Origin of the sequence: Arthrobacter sp. MYb227 (genome assembly GCF_002975435.1) — a bacterium.
Lineage (GTDB): Bacteria > Actinomycetota > Actinomycetes > Actinomycetales > Micrococcaceae > Paeniglutamicibacter.
Window position 1 is genome coordinate 306160 of the sequence record NZ_PCPT01000004.1, and the last position, 20807, is coordinate 326966.

Below are 20807 nucleotides of genomic sequence, written 5' to 3' on the forward strand. Positions count from 1 at the left end.
AGATGACTACCCATCAGCAAGATCACCGCACCCTGCCACGGCGCCGCGGCGCCGAACTTGTTGCGGCGATCCTCGCCGCGGCCCTGGCCGAACTGACCGAGCAGGGTTACGCGGGCCTGAGCATGGAATCCGTGGCCAAACGGGCGGGCGCTTCCAAGGCATCGCTTTATCGGCGCTGGGATTCCCGGGCCGCGCTGGTGATGGACGCCGTATATACGCAGAGTCCCTCGGCCAAGGATTTTGTGGATACCGGAGCCTTACGCACAGATTTACTCGCATTGCTGACCCAAACGGTTCAAACGTTGCGTGGGCCGGCAGGTGAGGCGATGCGTGGCATGCTGGCCGACGCCTTGCCCGATGCGCGGCGTAGCGTGGCACTTCGTGCTCGGTCGCAGGGCAGAAATCGCGGCCTCATGGAACGGGTCCTAGCACGTGGAATCGAACGCGGAGAAATCCCGGACGGTGCCAGTACACCCGCTCGTTTGGAGGTCGGAGCCGCACTGGTGCGCAACCATTTCCTATTCCACACCGGGCCGTTGGATACGGCCCTGCTCACCACATTTGTTGATGAGGTGCTGCTGCCACTCTTCGGCACCATCCCGCAGGAAGCACCCAAGAACTCCGCGTAGGATTGCCCTTTCACACTCCGGATCTTGAGGCAGCTAATCCATGGACTACAACGACTTCGAGCTGATTGCGGCAGTGGGGCTGTGTCTCATCGGCCCGTTGGCCGCGGTGACCAGCGCAGTGCTGCTTCATCGACGTCGACCCGACGGAATTAGTCACTGGTACCTCTTATGCGGCATCCTTGGCTCGATCCTCTACGGATTCTTTGCCGGATTGATGCTCATTGAACTATTTCCACCGCCCTATGTTCCAGGTCTTTCCGAAGGCCGGGGACTGGATTTACGCGGCATCATACTCATTCTCGGTTCGTGGGTTGGCGGACTGCTCGCTGGTCTTGGCACGATGCTGTCCTTCGCTATTTCCCAATCTATCCAGTGGCGCCGAAAGCGCAAAGCACTTCAAGATGGAAAACTAGTTGCATGATCAATTCGTGTACCGAGGATGCCAGCTACCTGCTTGGGCAACAGTTCCCGCTATTGGCGTTGCCCGCCAGCACCGGGGACACCATTGGTCCGATGGACTTTGTCACAGGATCCTTTGTTTTGTTTCTTTACCCACGCACCTCACGGCCCGACGAGGCACAATCCCCCGAGTGGGCCCTGCTGCCCGGGGCTAAGGGCTGCACGCCCGAAGCCTGCGAATTTCGCGATCTGGCCACCGACTATGGTTCCCTCTGGCATCGCATCTACGGCCTTTCAAGCCAAGACACCGCCTACCAGCGCGAGGCGGCTGAACGCCTGCACCTGCCCTATCCGCTGCTCTCGGATCCCGGATTCGTGCTGGCCACTGCCCTGGGTCTGCCAACCTTCGGCTTCGATGGCGAGCTACTCTATACCCGTAGCACGCTGGTGGTGCGAGAACGGATCATCACCCAGGCGTTCCTTGGCATTACCGATGCTGCTGCCCATCCCCGAGACCTACTTGCGCATCTGAACCAGGATTAGCACGGTCAAATATTTAGCTGCTCGTCTGGCTTCGTGCACTCACCGATACCTTTTTGGTCACCATTTCCCACTAAGCTCGGATCATGAGCCACTCCAATACCTCACTGGCAACCGGTACCGTGATCCCCCTAGCGTCCCGCCCCAAAAAGTCCTGGGGAGCGGCACAAGGGCAGGTCCGTGAAATCGCTTCAGGAACACTAGCCGATGATGGGTCGTTGCTACCGGCCACTGACAAGGACTGGGATTGGCGGATTTCGGTTGCTTCCATCGAAAAAGCAGGAGACTTTACGCCCTACGAAGGGTGCGATCGCACGCTAACGCTCATCATGGGTGAACTCCTGGAGCTCACCATCGATGGAGCAACGCAGGGAGTAGAGCTTTACCGCCCCCTAAAATTCGCCGGTGCCTCCTCGACGTCGGCTGCGCTTCCCACCGGTGAAGTGCTGGCGCTAAACCTGATCACACGCACCGGAAAAGTTCGTGGCAATGTACGCATAATCGAACTCTCCAAGAAGCGCGAACAGCATCTTTTCGGATCGCAATTCGGCGTGCTCCTGCAGGGCAAAGCAAGCGCGTTGCGGCAAGACACCGAAACCCCCTTGGATATCCGCGACACAGTCATTGGTGGCGAAGAAGATTCCCCACGTATTTCCGGACGCGGCTTCATGGCGGTCATCTCCCTAGATCTTCCCTAAACTTCGCTTTCGTACAACGTGCTCCCTCCCGGTATCACCGCGATAGCTCAGCATTGCGGAACATTCTGGGCGACTTATGTGTTGTGCAATATGGTCGTATTTTGTAGACCCACCTAGCTCTTTGAGCTCATCCCTTCGATTTAGGAGACCCACAGTGTCAGTAAATACCGCGCCAACTACCGAAAAAGCAGATTTTTGGTTTGACCCCGTATGCCCATTCGCCTGGGTCACCTCACGTTGGATGGATGAAGTAACACAGGTCCGTAATGTCAGCGTCGACTGGCACGTCATGAGCCTGTCAATGCTCAACGAACATGCAGAACTCAACGCCGAGTACCGCGCCAAGATGGATTCCAGCTGGGGTCCGGTGCGTGTAATCACCGCGGCCAGCACCGCCCACGGCACATCGGTCATCAAGCCGCTCTACGATGCCATGGGCACCGAGATCCACGTCAATGGCAACAAGAGCCTCGACGAGGTCATCGCCAAGGCACTGGCCGAGGTTGGCCTTCCGGCAGAACTTGCCGCCGCTGCCAGCACCGACGCCCACGATGCAACAATGCGCATCAGCCACAACGAGGGCATCAGCCGTGTGGGACAGGACGTGGGAACCCCCATCGTCGCCGTCAACGGCGTTGCCTTCTTCGGGCCGGTCATGACCCGTATTCCACGTGGCGAAGAAGCAGGAAAGATCTGGGATGCCTCGGTAACCCTCGCTGCTTACCCACACTTCTTTGAGATCAAGCGCAGCCGCTCCGAAGCTCCGCAGTTCGACTAAGTCGATTCCGGCCCACTGAGCTGGGCCAGAGAAAAAGCAAATGGCGATGGTGTTACTCCCCCTTTCCTGCGGCGTAACACCATCACTATTTTCAGCAATTTTTTGCCCGCCTCGGGCAGCACGCAGGTAAGGGTCTAGACATATGTCTCTGCATCGCCCTTACACCCAGCAAAAGGATTGAAGCCTCCATCATGACTCATTTCGACCTCGTCATTATCGGAACCGGTTCCGGTAACTCAATCCCCGGCCCGGAGTTCGACGATCTCTCAATTGCCATCGTCGAGGCCGGTTTGTTCGGAGGTACCTGCCTCAACGTTGGCTGCATTCCGACCAAGATGTTTGTACACCCGGCAGAGCTGGCAGATGCTGCACGTCATGGTAAAAATTTGGGCGTAGATGCAACACTGAATTCAATCGACTGGCCCGGGATCCGTGACCGGATTTTCAACCGTATCGACGCCATCGAAGCCGGCGGACGCGAATACCGCGAAGGCCCGCAAAACCCAAACGTCACGGTCTTCTCCGGCCACGGGCAGTTCACCGGAACTAAGACCTTGAGCATTGATTTGCACGATGGCAATACAGTGGAAATCACCGGCGATAAATTCGTGTTGGCAGCAGGAGCCCATGCTGTGGTTCCGGATATCCCGGGTCTGACCGACGGTTCTGTTCCGTTCCATACCTCGGACACCATCATGCGCATCGATCAGCTGCCCGCCAGCATCGTGATCCTTGGTGGCGGATACATTGCCGCCGAATTCGCTCACGTATTTTCTTCCTTCGGTGTTCAAGTGACCCAGATTGCTCGTGGCAATCGCCTACTCAAATCCCAGGACCGCGATGTGTCCGAGCTTTTCACCAGCGAAGCATCGCAGCGCTACACGGTACTGCTCGATACCCAGATCTCGAAGGTTCGCGAATCGGGTGCTGGAATTGAAATGAACGTTGACGGCCCCGCCGGATCCTCAATACTGCAAGCAGAAATCTTGCTGGTGGCCACCGGTCGCCAGTCGAATGCGCAACGCCTTGCCGTCGAAAAGACCGGCGTAGCCCTCGACTCCCATGGACGGGTGAAAGTTGATGAGTACCAGCGCACGAATGTCGAAGGCATTTTTGCGCTGGGTGACATTTCAGCAAGCCACCAGCTCAAGCACGTTGCCAACCATGAGGCTCGGGTGGTCAAGCACAACTTGGTCAATCTCGATTCGATGATCGCTTCGGATCACCGGTTCATTCCCGCCGCGGTGTTTACCGATCCGCAGATCGCTTCGGTGGGAATCACCGAGCACTACGCGATCAAGCACAGTATTCCTTACGTTTCCAAGACTCAGAACTACTCGGATATTGCCGCCGGATGGGCACGCGAAGACCACGGGCATTTCCTCAAGGTCTTGGCGGATCCGGCGACCGGGCTATTGCTCGGTGCCCACGTGATCGGCCCGGAGGCGGCAACCGTGATTCAGCCGCTGATCCAGGCAATGTCCTTTGGACAAACCGCACACGATATTGCCACTAAACAGTATTGGATCCACCCGGCACTCTCGGAACTTGTTGAGAATGCTCTTTTGGGTCTTCCGGCGCCTACCGAGACCAACTAAGAACGGTTATTGCACTTAGCCCGCACGTCGCTTCAGGAACTCATCGGCACCCACGCCGGTGAGTTCCTGCGTGTTAAGTGGCCGGCCGGAAACTGCAAGCAATAGTGCCAGCACACTACCCTGAACCTGCGGACCCTGGCCGTATTCAAAATCAGCATCGGTAGCCACCAGTTTCCACCCGGCGGCTAGTTCCTTCCCACCACCCATTTTCACGCTGGTACGCAGCTGGTAAGACAGCGCCGTACGTAATTGGTGAGTTGGATAATTTCCGTGTATTTCCAGCACTCGACGAATATCTTCGCCATGTACATAGGCCTCAACAAGTCGTGTGGCACGATCCGCCGGCGGGGTGTTTGTCAGCGTGATGACCTCACCAAAGGCCGCAAGAGTTTCTTCCGGGTCACTACGTTTTTCTTTAGCAATGCCCCGCGCGTTGTCCTTGTCGAAGTCAAAGCCCGCGGCAATCAGTCTGCTGATAAATCCGAGCCGCGTGGTTTTTGCGCTATCAATCAAATGTGCCAGCACATCGTGAACATCCCAGCCGGGACATGCCGATGGCTTCATCCATGCGGCCGCGTCCAGGCTCTGGAGATCTTCAAAAAGTGCCCCACGTTCGAGGTGCACCGCTGACCAAATATCCGCTGCCGTTTGCTTCATGCTGTCACTCAATCAGCGATGACCGACACTTGACAAGTGAATCTCATCAAATGTTCCTTCACCGAAGGTTAGCTTCGCTCGGAGTGTGGCAGCACGCTTGTGCATCGCCGGCAGGGACACAGTTTGCTCGGATCGAAAGGCTGGTTTCTGGCCGTTGAAGCCGCCCGAAGATCGGGGAGCCTAGGGATGGTCACTACTGGATTCATTCAAAGGGGGGGAAACCATGAATGACAAGAACTCGGCAGGGCTTTTCGTCACGGGTGTGACTTTTGTGATCGCCGGACCGTTACTGATCATCATCGGGACAACTTTTGGTGCCGGTGCCCTCTTATCTAGTTCAATATCCGATATGGCTGCCCTGATCATCGGAGCAAATGTACTCGGAGGACTGCTGAGCCTGATCGGCATCATCATGCTGATTGGCGCGACCTACCGGGCTTTGGTCAAGATCGATGCCTTGCAGGTGACGGCGCCCTCGGCACATAGGCAGCATTGGCCAGCAGACCGCGGATAGCCCCCGAAACAATACAACCGCGCACGTTGGTTCAGACCCATGGGCCGAACAATCTTCAGAGCCCATCACACGGTGGGCGGCCCCCCTAGTGCTGGATCACGGTTAGAGTTCAATACCCACCTCTTCTCTGGGCCCCGTTCAGGGGAGCAACACGCGTTCCTCGATTTCATCAATTTTCCATCCATTGCCCTCGGCCACCACATTGACGGCCAGCGGCAATTGATGCGAGGCGCTTTCCACGATATGCATCAGATAACCCGCGGTATTGGGAAATGCCATGAGATCCCGGGGTGCCGCACCTAACGGGAATTCAAAGCGTCGACGCAACAATAGTTCTTCCTCGATGCAATAAGCACCAACTAAAAATCCGCTGAAAGGCTCGCGTGTACGTGGTGGATCGGCGGAGTGTACAAGAATCGGATCCAGCAGGAAATCCGCCGAAGTCGACCTACATTGTGTCCTATTCATATGCAGCCCCAACAACGGAACCCCATCGCTGCGTTCCTTGGCAAAGGCAACAGATGCCAGCGTCAGGCCACACCCATCAAGCAATGACCTCCCCGGTTCGCAACGCAGCTGAAGCTTGCGTTGGACAAGTAAGTCTGCGATCGACGTTAGCGAACCGTCCGGATGTGCACGAAGCACCGCCTCCAGCCATGGGCCACGAATTAGTTTTTGATAATAGGGATAGACGGCGCCACTGGGTGCACCATCGAATGAACCGAGCGCATCGGATTTCCAGGTGATCTCTTCGCTTCCGGCCTCCTGCTGCGCGAGTGCGACCCAAAAGGCTTCCCATTCTTCGGCATGCTCCAAATAGGACATTGGAATTCCGCCACCTATGTCGATGAAACTCGGTTGATAGCCGAGTTTGACCAATTCATCGGTCAACTCCACAGCTTCGAACACCAAGTGCGAACGTTGCTCGGCGCTGTAGCCGTTGAGGTGAAAGTGGATGCCGGCAATATCAAGCCCGGAAGACAGTTCAATGCCTCCGAGGAACGTGAGCCAGCGTTCGGCCCGCAGGCCAAAGCGCGTGGCGGGAATCAAATGGTGCGCGGATGCCAACCGCAAGGCAACTTTGGCCCGAATTCCCAGTGCTCCGGCAATTTCCAGCAGTACCTCGACCTCGTCTTGGTTATCCAGGCTCACCACCACCGCGTGTTCCAGAGCCATCGCCAGCAACTCCCGAGACTTGACCGCGGCTGTAACAATGATCTGCTCGGGATCTACGCCACGCTCCAGCACCTGTTTGAGCTCGTTCAGGCTTGCAACATCAACACCGCAGTCTGCCGCCACGGCAGCGTCGATCGCGCCAATAGTCTTGTTAGCTTTGCGGGCCAAATACACCCGAAAATCTAGTCCGTATCCGGCAGCCACGGTACGTAACTCATCGGCGTTACGACCCAGCGCCGAGAACTCATGGACATTCACCGGCGAACCATGCAGACGGATCAGCTCCTGGCATTCGGTCCCGTCGGCTAGGAGGCGTTGCATCCACGGTTCTAGCCGTGCGGTGAGCGGGATAGTTCCGTGCATGAGCTGATTCATGTGAGTTCTCCAGAATATTGTGGGCTCAACTGCCGGGCGATGCGTTGCGCCCAGCCGTGCGGTTCGGGGTGCAACATGCGGTTCAGCGTGTCATGTCCCAACGTGGGCCCCTCGGTTGGGCGGCCCAACGCTGTCAACGTAGTACTGGGCTTTCCCCGGGCGTCCATGCAACTGCCCTGTGCATCGGTGAGAAGTCCGGTTTCACCCGGTCGCACCGTAATTTCGCCGGCATCCAAAAGGCTCGCGAACAAGGGTGAAATAGCTTGCCCACCGGGTTCCTCGAGCACACCCGGTCGCGGGGTCACCGCATCGATCAATACAGTTTCGGAGTCCAGTTGTTGCTTGAAGGGAACTTGTTCTAATAGTCCGGCGTCTAAGAGCGCAAGGAGTTTCAATGCCGTTTGTTCCGGAGGACCAAAAGCCATCTTTTCTAGGTTCGATGCCACTTTATTGAAGCGCCGGGTCTGGATCGGGTCCCAACGCACCCGCGAGACGGCCCGGGTAATTTGGGGATACAGTCCTGACCACACTCTGCCCCAGATCCAGCGGGCATCAGGAACATCCATTCCCCTATTGATGCGAATACCCCGACGAATTTGTTCCGCAACGCTCTGTAACGCAGGTGTTGCTTCTTCGCGTCCGGTCAGCGCTGTACGCCAGAGCTCTAACGCAGAGATCCGGATGCCCAGAACAGTAGCGCATTCCATGGCGCAACTCAGCAGCACCCGGAAAAGCCCGGCATAGGATGCTCCAGATTCAACGCCCCGCATGTCCCCTTCCCTAGGCGTCGATTGTTGACCCGCTGCCTGGAGGGTGCGTACATCCATTCCCCAGACAAGGATCCGTTCCCGGTAGGGATCGAGCGTTCGCAAGATGTTCTCCGGCACCCGCTCAGGTTTGGAATCCATGGGTACGTTGCTGCGCGAACCCATGCTAATCCTTGCCGGTTCCCGCCCACTTGCACAATAGCTCAGCCACGGCCCAACCGTATGTTGTTCCCAGCGTCCTCCCCGGCCCTCGGTCAAAAGCAACACCGCGTCGTAGGCGGTCAATGCGGCGCCTCGAATTAGCACTCGGCTTGTGGGCAGAATAGATTCTTCCCCCAGTACCCGGTAGTCGCCGATCAGTGCGTCGGGGTTCAGCGCACCGGAAAGATTATCGGTCCTGGGTCCATCTGGAAGCCCATGTCCGGTGGCCAGCACGACCTCATCGTAAAATTCGGAACCGGTCTCACTGATGACTTCCCATTTGCATTGTCTTCGAAGCACGGCCGTGACGTTGGCAGTTACATGCCGGATGGGAAAGCTGGCAGTTTGCCTCAGCTTGACGAAGCGATCGTGCAGATATTCCCCGACCACGGCGCGAGGTGGATACAGTTCCCGGGCATGCTGTGGTGCCACGCGTTGCACCCAGTCCCCAAAGGATTCGGGATCATCGCAGTGCGCGGCATCCACGATGCTCGCTGCAACATTCAGCCGTACCTGTTCCGGTTGTCCCGTTTGCCATACTCGCCCGGCGCCCGGTGGATAGGGGTCATAAACATCGATGCACAGCGCCCCGACGGCACGCACGGAACATGCATCGTGGAGCTCTAGCAATGCGAAGAGTACCTTGGGTCCGCCGCCCACAAAGGCAATACGTTTCATCGTGGGTTGGTGCCCTGCAGCTCGGACGCGGCCTCCGATGCCACGTTGACACCCAGATTATTGTGCACCCATTGATCGTCGTACACGGTGTGTAGATAGGGCACCCCGGAATCGTGAACCAAGAATCCAATTCGTGAGCCCGCGGTCAGACCCGGCACGAGCTGTTCCATGGCCGCAACGATGGCACCGGTTGAGGCACCTGCCAGAATTCCTTCGCGCCGGGCCAAGGTGCGGCAACCGCGCACCATATCAATCTCTTCGATCCGACACACCACATCGGGCTCTGCCTGTAAGGACAACTCCGTCACGATACCGGCACCAAGCCCGGGCAGGCGTCGTTGTCCGGTTTCGCCACCAAAGAGCACAGATCCCACGGAGTCTACCGCCACCAGGGTGGTTTCCAATTGGTGATGGCGCAGATATTGTTGGCAGCCCAACAAGGTACCGGTGGTGCTGGTGGCTACGAACAACAGGTCAAGCTTCCCGTCGACAGCTTCCATGAATTCCGGCATCGTCGTGCTGAAATGCGCGTCCGGGTTATCCGGTGAACCATATTGGTTGGTGGTTACCGCCCCGGGGTTTTTCTCCAATAGTTCTTGGACTCGTTGTCGTCGGGCAGCAAGTTTATTGCCATCGGAAGGGGTTTGTACTTGCTCGATCCGTGCCCCGTAGGCTCGCATGATGTCCAGTGCCGAACGGTTCGCGTTCTCATCGACTACGGCGATAAACCGGATCCCACGAACCACCGATTGCCGGGCCAACGCAATGCCAAGGTTTCCGGAGGTTGATTCCACGATCATGCCGCCGGGTTGCAGGCGTCCGGAGGCCAGCAGCGAAGTGATCAGGCTGTTGGCTGTGCGTTCCTTGGTGCTACCGGAGAGTTGGAGCAGATCAAGCTTGGCAAATACCTCCATGCCGGAGCCCTCGAATAGACGATGTAATTTGGCCGTCGGGGAACTCATGGGGTTCAGGGTTCCGTCACTGTGCATCATCGTTCCTCGCATCTGGTGGTAAGGATCTTTCCGGTGGCAATTTCCCCTAGGGTTGAGGGAAGCCGGCTGGCACCGCGTGTGGCCCTAGCATTCCAAACCGAAGTGTGGAAACACTCGGTGGAATGCGTGAACACACCCGCTGGGTAGCGGGCTACGGTAGTGGCCAGTCTAGGAGCGGATACAGCGGTTGAATAGGGAACATCAGATGAATTTTGGTTTCCCCGGTAAATTGGCAGGGTTTTCTCTGCCGCCGCCCAAAATGCCAGCTCGCTATAACACGAATGATTTTTGGCATGCCACGGATTTAGCCAACGAACCGGCCCCACATGAAAATACCGTGGCGTCTACAGCGCCCCGCCAGCTGCCTCCGGGGTTCCTGCTCCCCCCGTGTTTCCACCGCTTAGTCCGGCATCTCCCACCCGTTCTCGTGCCAAGAACGTCTCAACTTCAAAGAAGCTGCTGGCCCGGCGTGCGACATTTAGCAGCGTTGACATCGAGGCGACCTCCTCGACTTGTTCTTTGAGGAACCACAGCATGAATTGTTCGCCCAGCGGATCATCTTCCGCCCTGGCCAGCGCGAAGAGTTCTTTGATGCGCTCGGTGACCTCGATTTCCTGTTCGAGGGCTAGCACCAGTGGCTCCTGTGCGTTTTCAAAATCATTGCGCACGGCATCCACTCCGGGGATTACCACCTTGATGCCGCGGTCCAACATGTACTGGACCATCATCATCCCGTGGTTCCGTTCTTCCAACGCTTGCCGGTAAAAGTGTTTGGCTAGTTGCGGGAGATCTTGCCCGTCATACCACACGGCAACCGCAATGTATTGTTGCGCGGCAGCGAATTCGTTGCCTACCTGACGCGTCAGCGTTGTATTGAACTTGGTGCCCATGATGCCCTCCGGAAGGTCTCTGCGGATTAGTTTCCGGCAACCCGTCATTCAAATCGCCAGAGTCGATCGCTATCTCGAGCTTCCTCCGGTGGAACTGCCGGGTCAACCCCCACAGATGGCCTGAGGGCGCAAATATTTAGATTCAATTCACCCGCCAACAAGATCATTAGTGATGTCGGCGTGAAGTATTCTCATCGCGTACCACCAACACGGCGCAGGAGGCATGCCGCACGCATTGTTCGCTCACCGACCCGAGCAGCATCCCGGCCAGTCCCCCGCGGCCACGGGTTCCTACCACCAGCATGCGTGCCTCACGCGAGACATCGATGAGGCTCTTCAGCGGCGGGGCGTGCACCGGGGAATAGCTAACCTGTACATTCGGGTATTTCTGGATGACCGGAAGCGCATCTTCAACCATGCCTTTCTTGACCGCTTGGGCAAACTCATCAAAGGGCGGGACGTATCCTTCCGACCAGGCTTCGGGCCGCGGAGCGGTGATGATTGACCAGGCCCTGGCAATGACAACCGGGGCCATGAGCGGGCCGGCAAAGTCCATTGCCATTTCCAATGCCAGCTGTGCTCCTTCCGATCCGTCGTGGCCCACCACAATGCTGCCTGCCGGGGCCGGCTCGATGGGTTCGGGTGAACCATAAGGTACTGGGATCTCCATGATTTTTCTCCTCGTGTGTGATTGTTGCTTTCTTGGTTGTTCCTACATTGGTGTGGGGTTTTCACCCGGTGTCCGTTTTCGATGGTGTTTATGTGCCCGTTCCAACAGCGGAGCGAGCTTGGCCAGCCCCTTGGCCTTTGCCAAATACTTTTCGTCTATTTCCTCAAGCTGTTCTTCTTCCCTCAGAAGCTGTTGGTAGATGGCTTCACGTGCCAGCGGATCTGTCTCGTGCGTCGGGTCCAGATAGTAGATCGCATGCCGCCGGGCACTGTTGACGACCGTTTGTGTCTTACCCGCGCCGCTGAGCAGCGAGGCAATAATCGTCACGACCAACACCGAACAGATGACCCCGAGCGACATGTCGGTGCTGATTTCGATCACGTGAATCGGTTCGCCGTCGTTGATGAACGGCAGGTTGTTTTCATGCAACGCATGCAAAACCAGCTTGACTCCGATGAAGGCCAGGATGGCGGCAAGGCCGTAGGACAGGTAGATCAGCCGATCCAGCAATCCATCGATCAGGAAGTAGAGCTGGCGCAAACCCATGAGGGAGAACGCGGTGGCGGTAAAGACGATGTAGACGTTTTGGGTAAGACCAAAGATCGCCGGAATCGAATCCAACGCAAAGAGAATGTCGGTCCCGCCAATGGCAACCATGACCAAGAGCATCGGTGTCAGCGCACGTTTGCCCTGAAACGTGGTGAACATCTTGTCGCCGTCAAAATCCGGCGCGGTGTGCAGAAACTTGCGGGCCAGCTTGACCATGAAATTCTCGTGTTCATGGTCGCTGTGGTTCGAAGGGCGGATCAAGTTCCCGGCAGTAATCAACAGGATCAATCCGAAGATATAAAACACCCAGGCAAAGGAGTTGATCAGAGCCGCGCCCAGGAGGATGAATCCGGTGCGGGCGATCAGCGAGAAGACAATGCCAAAGAGCAGCACCTTCTGCTGATTGGCTCGCGGCACCTTGAAGCTGGAAATGATGATCAGGAAGACAAAGAGGTTATCTACAGACAGTGCTTTTTCGGTGATGTATCCCGCGAAATATTCGCTTCCGGTGCCACGGCCTGCGAAGAGAAAGACCAAGACTCCAAAGAGCAAGGCAATGCCGACGTAGATGGTGGACCAGAGCGCGGCCTCACGTAGCGTGGGGATGTGCGCCTTGCGAATATGGAAGAAGTAGTCAAAAGCGAGCAGGCCAAGAATCACGATGATGGTGATGCCCCAAATCAGGGGCGAGGTCTCCATGACTCCCCCGCTCGTGCGTAACTGGCTGTGTCCTAAAGAATATAGGCGCAAATCCGCACGCGGTACCCCTAACGGACTCCGATTCTCCGGCATGGCTTGGGCGCTTGCCACGGTTACGAATCACAAGGTCCGTTGCTCTGCAAACACTGCCCAGTTTTCTGAAAGTGGTTCTGGCTAGATGGTCCGGCCATTGGCGAACACGCACGATAAACATCTAACTGAAAACCCCCGTAGCTGGAGCATTGGCAATGCAAAATCGCTTCTGGCAAGACCACCACGGCTAGGGCATTCGCATCATCCGCCGGCCAGCGGAGGACAAGCATGTGGAGTTCCGCCATATGAAGGGATTCTCTCAACGTAACCTGCGATAGATGCTCACCATGTCCAGCAAGTGGGGACCAGAGTCAAAGGGTGCCACAGGTTGTGGCGCAATTACCTTGGGGGCATATCCGCACGATTCTCGACAAGGAAAAGCACAGGTGGATCCTGTCGTACCAGGTGGGTACTAGCTACTCGGCGGAATCGCCCGGGAGTTTCGTCGGCCGATGGCCGGCGACTGCGGCGCGGACGTCGCCTTCCTCGTGCTCGCCCTTCTCCTTGCCAAGGGGCAGGACCTTGAGCAGCGGGTGCACGAGAGCCATGATGGCAAGGCCCCAGACGAGGCCGAGCACGGCCGAGCACAGAGTGTTCACGAGCCAGGCTAGGAAGCCTCCCAGCACAAGGATCCCGGTGAAAGGTGTCTCGAGGACGTGGACCAAGTCATAGGGAGAGTGCCAACCGAGGTCGTACGCGCCCTGCAGCATGATGTGACCACCGACCCAAAGCATGGCGATCGTTCCGATCAGGGTGATCGCGGCCAGCACAGCGGGCATGCCCTTGACCAGCATTTCCCCGAAGCGCTGGGATCCTGCGGAGTCCTTGGTGGTCAGGTGCAGGCCGATGTCGTCCATCTTGACGATCAGTGCGACGGCACCATAAACGAGTACCGTGATCGCGATCGCGACGACGACCAGAATACTCGCGCGGACCCACAACGATTCCCCGGCCACCTCGTTCATCGAGATGACCATGATCTCGCAGGACAGAATGAAATCGGTGGTGATGGCACCCTTGGTCACCTTGGCCTCTGCCGCGGGACCTCTGTCGACTGCCGGTGCCTTCTCTGCCGCGGAGTGGCCGCGGAGCTTGTGCCAGACTTTTTCGGCACCCTCGTAGCAGAGGTAGGTGCCGCCCAGCATGAGGATGAACGGAATGACCCCGGGAAGAAAGGCGCTGATGAGCAGCAGCGCCGGCAGGATGATCAACAGCTTGTTGCGCAGCGATCCCCAGAAGATCTTCTTGATCATCGGTAGTTCGCGTGATGGGTCTGCTCCCGACACGTACTGCGGGGTGACGGCGGCATCGTCAATCACCACGCCGGCTGCTTTGGCCCCCGCTTTCGCAGCTCCGGCAGCGATGTCATCAAGCGAGGCAGCCGCTATACGGGCCAGCGCTGCGACGTCGTCCAGCAGTGCGACAAGACCGCCGCTCACAGACCGCTACCTTGCTTCTTGGGTGTGGGCTGTGAGGCGTGGATACCGCGGTTTATGCGTGTGCTTGGCATGCTACGAGTATATAGTCGCAGGCGGCCCGCCCACTGGATTAAGGCGCATCAGCTTGGAAGGTGCCATCTGCGGCAGCGCGCTGCTCCCCCGTCAGGTCAACTGCCGATAGCTGCGCTACCGTTCAAGGGGCACCGGGCATCTCAGCGCTCCTGGTTCTGAAAGTATTCCCGTTGCCCCGGATAGTAGTCATCCCATATGGAAAGTGTGTCCCCGGAGATTGAGGCGAGTAGTTGGTCAAGGTAGTACTTCCACCACAAGATGGGCCCCGGGGATTCCCCGGGGTCCGTCGCATCCCCAGCTCTGGAAAATAGGCGGCACAAAACCCAAACCGTCCCACCGCCAAAACCCCGACCCCTTAGAGAAATCGCGTATCTGTCTCCGGTTGGTGTGAGTATGAGGGAGCAAGGCCACCGAACTGCTCGCCGGCCCAACCTTGGATCTCCCGAAAACGCCTCGTTTATGGTTTCGTTATATGTTCCCCTTGCGGTCATGGAAGGGCCGTGCAGGGGGCGGCCCCGCCCCCAGAAGCGATCAGTTACGCCTAATTCTTTTGTTGATTGGATGCGTCTTTGTCTTCATGAGGTTCGGGCCAACCAAGGAAACGATAGCTAGCGCTACTCCGGCAGGAATTTGTGCGTCTTCTATGAACTCAGCAAATCCTGCGTACTGGGTTTGTGCCATGAACACAGCTACAAACATCGATACAAACAAAAACGCAAGATATCCGAGCTTGATCAAACGCTGCTGTTGCGCTGTCAACGATTCCCAGAGTTCACCGGCGCTCCAGCGGACTTCAACGGCCTCACCACTTGCCAAGACAAAGTCAGCTTCAGATTGGCTTAGGCATTCTTCGAATGCTGCACCTTGAGCCATTAAGGAGCCCAGCGGGTATTTAGATGAATCATCGAGAGCCCCCATAGATTTGAAGAAGCCATCCGGGAATGGATCCTTTTTGGGAAAGTAGAGCCGGGAGAGATCGATACGAGGGTACATCTTGCCAAAGTCGACACGAGGGTACATCTTGCCAAAGTCGACACGAGGGTACATCTTGGCAAAGTCGAATCTTGGCACGGGGTGCTGGTTATCCATTTCTCATCTATATCATTTTGCGGCCCACTGCGCCTGTGCAGGACTTTTGCGTGGCCCGTTGCCGGTCCTGTAGACGCCTGGGCCGTCCATTGCACCGCCTGCTAGCCGGGAGGCTCGTTAGATCCATGGGCTCCGTCTAAAGCTCAAGAGCGAAAGCGCACGTGTCCAAAGAACTCGGGGCACCACGTTCCTAGAGGGCTCCTTCCGTAGCTTCGTCAGAGGGATACTCACCGAGAAGATTCCGGTCAATCGCCGAAAACCGCACATCTGACATATGATGTCGGCTAGTTTTTCGTATCCATCCGGCGAGAATTTACCTACGGAATAACAACCGATCCAGGCATCTCTAGGCATTGTTTCAACGCCAAAAACCCTCGCTAAACAGCAATCGCCCGCACTACCCTATCAAGGGAACTGCGGGCGATAACTGTTTATGCGGTTTAGCGGCTGGCGACGAAGGCCTGCACGCAGGCCTCGATGTCCTCGGCCGAGTGTGCTGCGGAGAGCTGCACGCGGATGCGTGCTGCGCCCTTCGGAACCACCGGGAAGCTGAAAGCCGTAACAAAGACACCCTGCTCGAGCATTTTGCCGGCTACCTCGGCCGCCTTCACAGCATCGCCAAACATAACCGGAACAATTGCATGCTCGCCATCAAGCAGGTCGAAGCCTTCCTCGGTCATGCGGCGGCGGAAGTGCGCGGCGTTCTCGAAGAGCTTCTCGCGCAGCTCGCCCGAGCCCTCCACGAGCTCGAGCGCCTTCAGCGTTGCCGCAACGATGGCCGGGGCCAGCGAGTTGGAGAACAGGTACGGACGTGCCTTCTGGCGCAGCATCGCAACGATCTCGCCGCGGCCTGCAACGTAACCGCCCGAGGCACCGCCCAGCGCCTTGCCGAAGGTGCCGGTGTAGATATCGATGCGGTCCGAGACACCCGCGTGTTCCGGGGTGCCGGCACCAGTGGCGCCCATGAAGCCCACTGCGTGCGAGTCATCGACCATGACCAGTGCGCCGTACTTTTCTGCCAAATCGCAGATGGCTTCCAGCGGGGCAATGAAGCCGTCCATGGAGAAGATGCCATCGGTGACAATGATGGTGCGGCGCGCGCCCTTGCCATCGTTTAGTGCGGCGGCCGCCTGCAGCTGGGTTTCCAGATCTGCCATGTCCTGGTTTCCGTAGCGGAAGCGCGCGGCCTTGGACAGGCGGATACCGTCGATGATCGAGGCGTGGTTTAGTGCATCGGAGATGATGGCATCCTCGGCGCCGAAGAGCGACTCGAAGACACCTCCGTTGGCATCGAAGCAGCTGGAGAACAGAATGGTGTCCTCGGTGCCCAGGAACTTGGAGACGGCTGCCTCGAGTTCCAGGTGCAGGTCCTGGGTGCCGCAGATGAAGCGGACCGAGGCCATGCCGAAGCCGCGCTCGTCCATGGCGGTCTTGGCTGCATCGATGATGCGGGCGTCATCGGCCAGGCCCAGGTAGTTGTTCGCGCAGAAGTTCAGGACCTTCTTGGCTTCCGAGCCGAGCTCGCCGGCGGAGATGAGGTTTGACTGGGCCGAGTCGATGTGGCGTTCTGACTTGAACAGGCCGTCGGTGCGTAGCTGGGCCAGTTCGGCTGCCAGTTCGTCTTTCATGCTGGTGTACATGTGCTGCTCCTAGCGTGTGTAATGCAAAAAATGGGGAGAAATTGTGGGGGGAAACGTTTAGAAAACCGTCCAGTCCAGGACGACCTTGCCGCCGTGGCCCGAACGAGCGGCGTCAAAGCCCTTTTCCCATTCGGTGGCCGGCAGGTAGTCGGTGACAACGGAGGAAACGTGTTCGCGCAGCACCGGGTTGGAGGTGAGCATCGCGCTCATCGCGTACCAGGTCTCGTACATTTCGCGGCCGTAGATGCCCTTGAGCGTGAGCATGTGGGTGACAACCTTGCCCCAGTCGATGTCGATCGAGCTGGAGGGCAGGCCGAGCATCGAGATGTGCCCACCGTGGTTCATGTTTTCGATCATTTCCGGCAGTGCGGTGGGGTGGCCGGACATTTCCATGCCGAAGTCGAAGCCTTCGAGCATGCCAAGTTCGCGCTGGGCGTCCTTGATGCGGGTCGTTGAGACGTCGATGGCCAGATCGACGCCCATGTTGCGGGCCAGTTCCAGACGCTGCGGGGAAACGTCGGTGATGGCGATCTTGCGGGCACCTGCGTGGCGAGCCACGGCGATGGCCATCAGGCCGATCGGTCCGGCACCGGTGATCAGCACGTCCTCGCCAACCAGTGGGAAGGATAGTGCGGTGTGTACCGCGTTGCCGAACGGGTCGAAGATCGCACCGAGTTCCGGGGTGATCGATTCGTCGCGGTGTACCCAGACGTTGGTTTCCGGGATGACGACGAACTCTGCAAAGGCACCATCGCGCTGCACGCCAACCGAGACCGTGTTGATGCACATCTGGCGACGACCGGCACGACAGTTACGGCACATGCCGCAGACAATGTGGCCCTCGCCGGAGACGCGGTCGCCAACCTTGATGGTTTCTACCTCGGCACCAATCTCGATGATCTCACCGTAAAATTCGTGCCCGGGGATCATGGGGGCCTTGATCATGGCCTTGGCCGCGTCATCGTAGGCCTGGATGTGCAGGTCGGTGCCGCAGATACCTGCGGTCATCACGCGGATCTTGACGTCACGGTCACCGGTGACCGGTTCGGGACGCTCAACGAGTTCGAATCCGGCGTGTGGTCCGGACTTGTACAGTGCCTTCATCGTTTTTCCTCACGTGCACCATGTTAGGCGGCGCGTTACTGGGCTGGGGGTGGCTTCCAGTCTGTCACTTACATCACCCAAAGCACACCTTAGAAGATGCGCATGTTTCTCAACTGACGATTTAGGATTGACTACATGGAAGTTCATCAATTACAGATACTGCGCGAGCTCGGCGACCTAGGTTCGGTAAAAGCCGTAGCCAGCGCCATGTATGTCACCCCATCGGCAGTTTCCCAACAGCTTGCCCTGCTTCAACGGAACATCGAAGTCCCGCTGACCCGCAAGGAGGGGCGGAATCTGGTTCTCACCGAGGCCGGAGAGGTTCTTGCCGCGGCTGGTGCCTCGGTGATCTCCTCATTGGCCGCGGCGCGTTCCGCGATTGGTGCCTTTCAGGAAAGTGCCTCTGCCCCGGTGTCCGTCGCCGGTTTCCACTCGGTCGGTCAAGCACTTTTCGCCCCGCTACTGAGCAAACTCACGGACCCAGGTTCCCCGGTGCCGCAATTCTTTGATGAGGACGTTGCCCAACAGGACTTCCCGGCGTTAAGCGCCCGCTACGATCTGGTCTTGGCCCACCGCATGGATCACACCCCACAATGGCCCAACGACCGAGTCATCGTCACGCCGTTGGCCCACGAACCATTGGATATTGCCTTACCTGCCTCTCATCGGCTGGCCAGCAAAGCAACGCTAGCGCCGATCGATCTGATCAATGAGCGCTGGGTTGTCAGCCGTGAGGGCTTCTCCCCCGCCGATGTGCTCGGAGCCATCAGCGCAGTTTCGGGTTCGGCCCCGCTGATCATCCACCGCATCAACGACTACGCGACGGTCACAGCACTTGTTGCCTCGGGTGACGTGATCGGGATTCTTCCGCGTTACACGGCCGGAGCCGCCGTGGGGAAAAATGTGGTGCTCCGTGAGCTACACGGCATTGCCAACCGTCGCCGTATTGATCTGTTGGCCCGCCCCGAGACCATGCATCGGCGCAGCGTGCAATTAGTAGTACAGGCCATGGGTTCGGCCATGGCGGAACTGACCGGATCTTAGCCACCCCTGGTCAAACGAAAGGAGCTTGTTTCCACCCGAGCAGTATCGGGTGGAAACAAGCTCCTCATTCATTATTAGCCGGATTTCAATTATCCAACCAGCAAACAGCTCTTAAGCGTTGACACGCTCCTGGTTTGCCGCGAAGTAGGCAAGCAGTTCTTCGCTCAGCGCCGGAACCTGTTTGGCGGAGCCGTCGGTGCGCAGCGACTCGGTGGCCAGCACTCCTGCGGCAACCGCGGCGCGTGCGGCGACCGGCGAGGTCTCGGTCGGGCCGCCCACGGCCGCGAAGCGCAGGAACTCGGCGATCAGGCGTGGGTCGGCTCCACCGTGCCCACCATCGGCGGCCTCGATTTCCACCTCGACGTCGGCATCGACGTAGCCGTTCTGGCTACGGGTGTTCCACACCTTGATCATGTTGCCTGCGTCATCACCAAAGTTTTCCAGGCGGCCCGCGGTGCCGATGACCGTGTAGTTCCTCCAGTAATCGGGGGTGAAGTGGCATTGCTGGTAGGAGGCAAGCACACCGTTATCAAGCTTCATCTGCATCATGGAAATATCTTCCACGTCGATGATCGGGTTTAGGTCGGTCTGCTCGGTTGGCGGCCAGTTATCAAGTGAGAACCAGTCCCACATGCGCCGGTCGGTGTTATCGCGGCGCGATTCAATATCGCCGTAGACAGCCAAATCGCCAACCGCCGAGACACGCTCGGTGTAGCCACCGGCAAGCCAGTGGATGACGTCAATATCGTGTGCACCCTTTTGCAGCAGCAGGGAGGTGGTGTTCTTGCGTTCCGCGTGCCAGTCCTTGAAGTAGTAATCCCCGCCGTTACCCACAAAGTGGCGGCACCAAACTGCCTTAACCTCACCGATGGCACCGGATTCGATGATTTCGCGCATCTGGCGAACCACCGGCATGTGGCGCATATTGTGTCCGACGTACAGCTTGGTACCGGTGCGGAATGCCGTTTCGAGTACCTCGTCAACTGCATCAAGGGTGACATCCAGCGGCTTTTCGCAGAATGTTGGGATACCGGCTTCCAGGGTGCGCTTGGCAACCACGGCGTGCTGATTATCCGGGGTCAGTACCAATACCGCGTCCAGACCGGCATTCAACAGCTCATTAAGATTAGCGGTGATAGTTGCCTCGGGCAGCTTTTCGGCGGCATCGGCACGCCCGCGTTCGGAGGTATCACACACCATGGTGACAACCGAGCCCTCGCCGGGACGGTGTGCGTGCTTGTAGAGTCCGGCGCGCAGGCCAAAGCCAACAACACCTACCTTGAGATCCACGAAAATTACTCCTTATATAGTGCAAGTTTTTACTCGGTGGCCACCCGTCTTACGGCGGCCACCGATACTAAATCTGTTGTACGCCCTCGAATAAAGGACTAGAACGGAAAGTTACGTCCGGAACGAAAATCGATCCCGGCTCTGATTCCGTGTTCGGTTGTTTAGGCGTTGGTGTGTTGAACGAACTCCGCGGCCAAATCTTGGGCGAAGTGGCAACGTGACTCGT

At 57.9% G+C, this 20807-nt stretch carries 20 protein-coding genes; 8 read left to right on the plus strand and 12 right to left on the minus strand.

Translation table 11 applies throughout. The features are described 5' to 3' along the window. The first annotated feature begins 2 nt into the window (after nt 1–2). The 6 genes from CQ018_RS11295 to CQ018_RS11320 all read left to right on the plus strand — a co-directional run bounded on the left by CQ018_RS11295 (nt 3) and on the right by CQ018_RS11320 (nt 4642). Nucleotides 3–629 (plus strand): TetR/AcrR family transcriptional regulator, encoded by a 627-nt coding sequence (locus tag CQ018_RS11295; RefSeq protein ID WP_105550092.1) that lies wholly within the window; start codon nt 3–5, stop codon nt 627–629. 40 nt (nt 630–669) lie between these two features. Continuing rightward, nucleotides 670–1050, plus strand: coding sequence for a hypothetical protein (locus CQ018_RS11300; protein ID WP_105550093.1), 381 nt, complete (start codon nt 670–672; stop codon nt 1048–1050). Continuing rightward, the gene (locus tag CQ018_RS11305; protein WP_105550094.1) at nt 1047–1571 is read left to right on the plus strand and encodes a peroxiredoxin; all 525 of its coding nucleotides are present in this window, start codon (nt 1047–1049) and stop codon (nt 1569–1571) included. The genes CQ018_RS11300 and CQ018_RS11305 overlap by 4 nt, the downstream gene beginning before the upstream one ends. Nucleotides 1572–1654: 83 nt before the next feature. Further along, entirely contained in the window at nt 1655–2266 is a 612-nt protein-coding gene (locus CQ018_RS11310; RefSeq protein ID WP_105550095.1) for a HutD family protein, read from the plus strand. A gap of 154 nt (nt 2267–2420) precedes the next feature. Next, complete coding sequence (locus tag CQ018_RS11315; protein WP_258142566.1) at nt 2421–3044, plus strand: DsbA family protein; 624 nt, start codon at nt 2421–2423, stop codon at nt 3042–3044. 191 nt (nt 3045–3235) lie between these two features. Then, entirely contained in the window at nt 3236–4642 is a 1407-nt protein-coding gene (locus tag CQ018_RS11320; RefSeq protein WP_105550097.1) for a mycothione reductase, read from the plus strand. 15 nt (nt 4643–4657) lie between these two features. Here the strand turns inward: CQ018_RS11320 and CQ018_RS11325 are convergent, their stop codons facing one another. After that, complete coding sequence (locus CQ018_RS11325) at nt 4658–5299, minus strand: maleylpyruvate isomerase family mycothiol-dependent enzyme (RefSeq protein WP_105550098.1); 642 nt, start codon at nt 5297–5299, stop codon at nt 4658–4660. 223 nt (nt 5300–5522) lie between these two features. On the opposite strand from CQ018_RS11325, the gene CQ018_RS11330 reads away from it, so the two are divergent. After that, the gene (locus CQ018_RS11330; RefSeq protein ID WP_105550099.1) at nt 5523–5813 is read left to right on the plus strand and encodes a hypothetical protein; all 291 of its coding nucleotides are present in this window, start codon (nt 5523–5525) and stop codon (nt 5811–5813) included. 138 nt (nt 5814–5951) lie between these two features. Here the strand turns inward: CQ018_RS11330 and CQ018_RS11335 are convergent, their stop codons facing one another. The 10 genes from CQ018_RS11335 to tdh form a co-directional block, all read right to left on the minus strand. Continuing rightward, entirely contained in the window at nt 5952–7364 is a 1413-nt protein-coding gene (locus CQ018_RS11335; protein WP_219844050.1) for an alanine racemase, read from the minus strand. After that, on the minus strand, nt 7361–9010 hold the full coding sequence (locus tag CQ018_RS11340; protein ID WP_105550100.1) for an FAD/NAD(P)-binding protein: 1650 nt from the start codon (nt 9008–9010) through the stop codon (nt 7361–7363). The genes CQ018_RS11335 and CQ018_RS11340 overlap by 4 nt, the downstream gene beginning before the upstream one ends. Beyond that, nucleotides 9007–9972: a pyridoxal-phosphate dependent enzyme gene (locus CQ018_RS11345; RefSeq protein ID WP_105550140.1), complete on the minus strand. Its 966-nt coding sequence runs from the start codon at nt 9970–9972 to the stop codon at nt 9007–9009. The genes CQ018_RS11340 and CQ018_RS11345 overlap by 4 nt, the downstream gene beginning before the upstream one ends. Nucleotides 9973–10346: 374 nt before the next feature. After that, nucleotides 10347–10892, minus strand: a complete 546-nt coding sequence (locus tag CQ018_RS11350; protein ID WP_105550101.1) for a ferritin — start codon at nt 10890–10892, stop codon at nt 10347–10349. Between the two features lie 166 nt (nt 10893–11058). Then, on the minus strand, nt 11059–11562 hold the full coding sequence (locus CQ018_RS11355; protein WP_105550102.1) for a universal stress protein: 504 nt from the start codon (nt 11560–11562) through the stop codon (nt 11059–11061). 42 nt (nt 11563–11604) lie between these two features. Next, the gene (locus CQ018_RS11360) at nt 11605–12810 is read right to left on the minus strand and encodes a TerC family protein (RefSeq protein ID WP_105550103.1); all 1206 of its coding nucleotides are present in this window, start codon (nt 12808–12810) and stop codon (nt 11605–11607) included. Nucleotides 12811–13319: 509 nt separating this feature from the next. Further along, complete coding sequence (locus CQ018_RS11365; protein ID WP_105550104.1) at nt 13320–14342, minus strand: DUF808 domain-containing protein; 1023 nt, start codon at nt 14340–14342, stop codon at nt 13320–13322. 603 nt (nt 14343–14945) lie between these two features. Further along, nucleotides 14946–15503 (minus strand): hypothetical protein, encoded by a 558-nt coding sequence (locus CQ018_RS11370; protein WP_105550105.1) that lies wholly within the window; start codon nt 15501–15503, stop codon nt 14946–14948. 440 nt (nt 15504–15943) lie between these two features. After that, nucleotides 15944–17143, minus strand: a complete 1200-nt coding sequence (locus CQ018_RS11375) for a glycine C-acetyltransferase (protein ID WP_105550106.1) — start codon at nt 17141–17143, stop codon at nt 15944–15946. A 57-nt stretch (nt 17144–17200) separates the two neighbouring features. Then, a complete protein-coding gene (tdh, locus tag CQ018_RS11380; protein ID WP_105550107.1) occupies nt 17201–18247 on the minus strand; it encodes an L-threonine 3-dehydrogenase in 1047 nt (348 codons plus the stop codon). Between the two features lie 135 nt (nt 18248–18382). On the opposite strand from tdh, the gene CQ018_RS11385 reads away from it, so the two are divergent. Then, complete coding sequence (locus CQ018_RS11385) at nt 18383–19291, plus strand: LysR family transcriptional regulator (RefSeq protein ID WP_105550108.1); 909 nt, start codon at nt 18383–18385, stop codon at nt 19289–19291. Between the two features lie 111 nt (nt 19292–19402). On the opposite strand, the gene CQ018_RS11390 is transcribed toward CQ018_RS11385, so the two are convergent. Further along, nucleotides 19403–20581, minus strand: a complete 1179-nt coding sequence (locus CQ018_RS11390) for a Gfo/Idh/MocA family protein (protein ID WP_105550109.1) — start codon at nt 20579–20581, stop codon at nt 19403–19405. Nucleotides 20582–20807 lie beyond the last annotated feature (226 nt).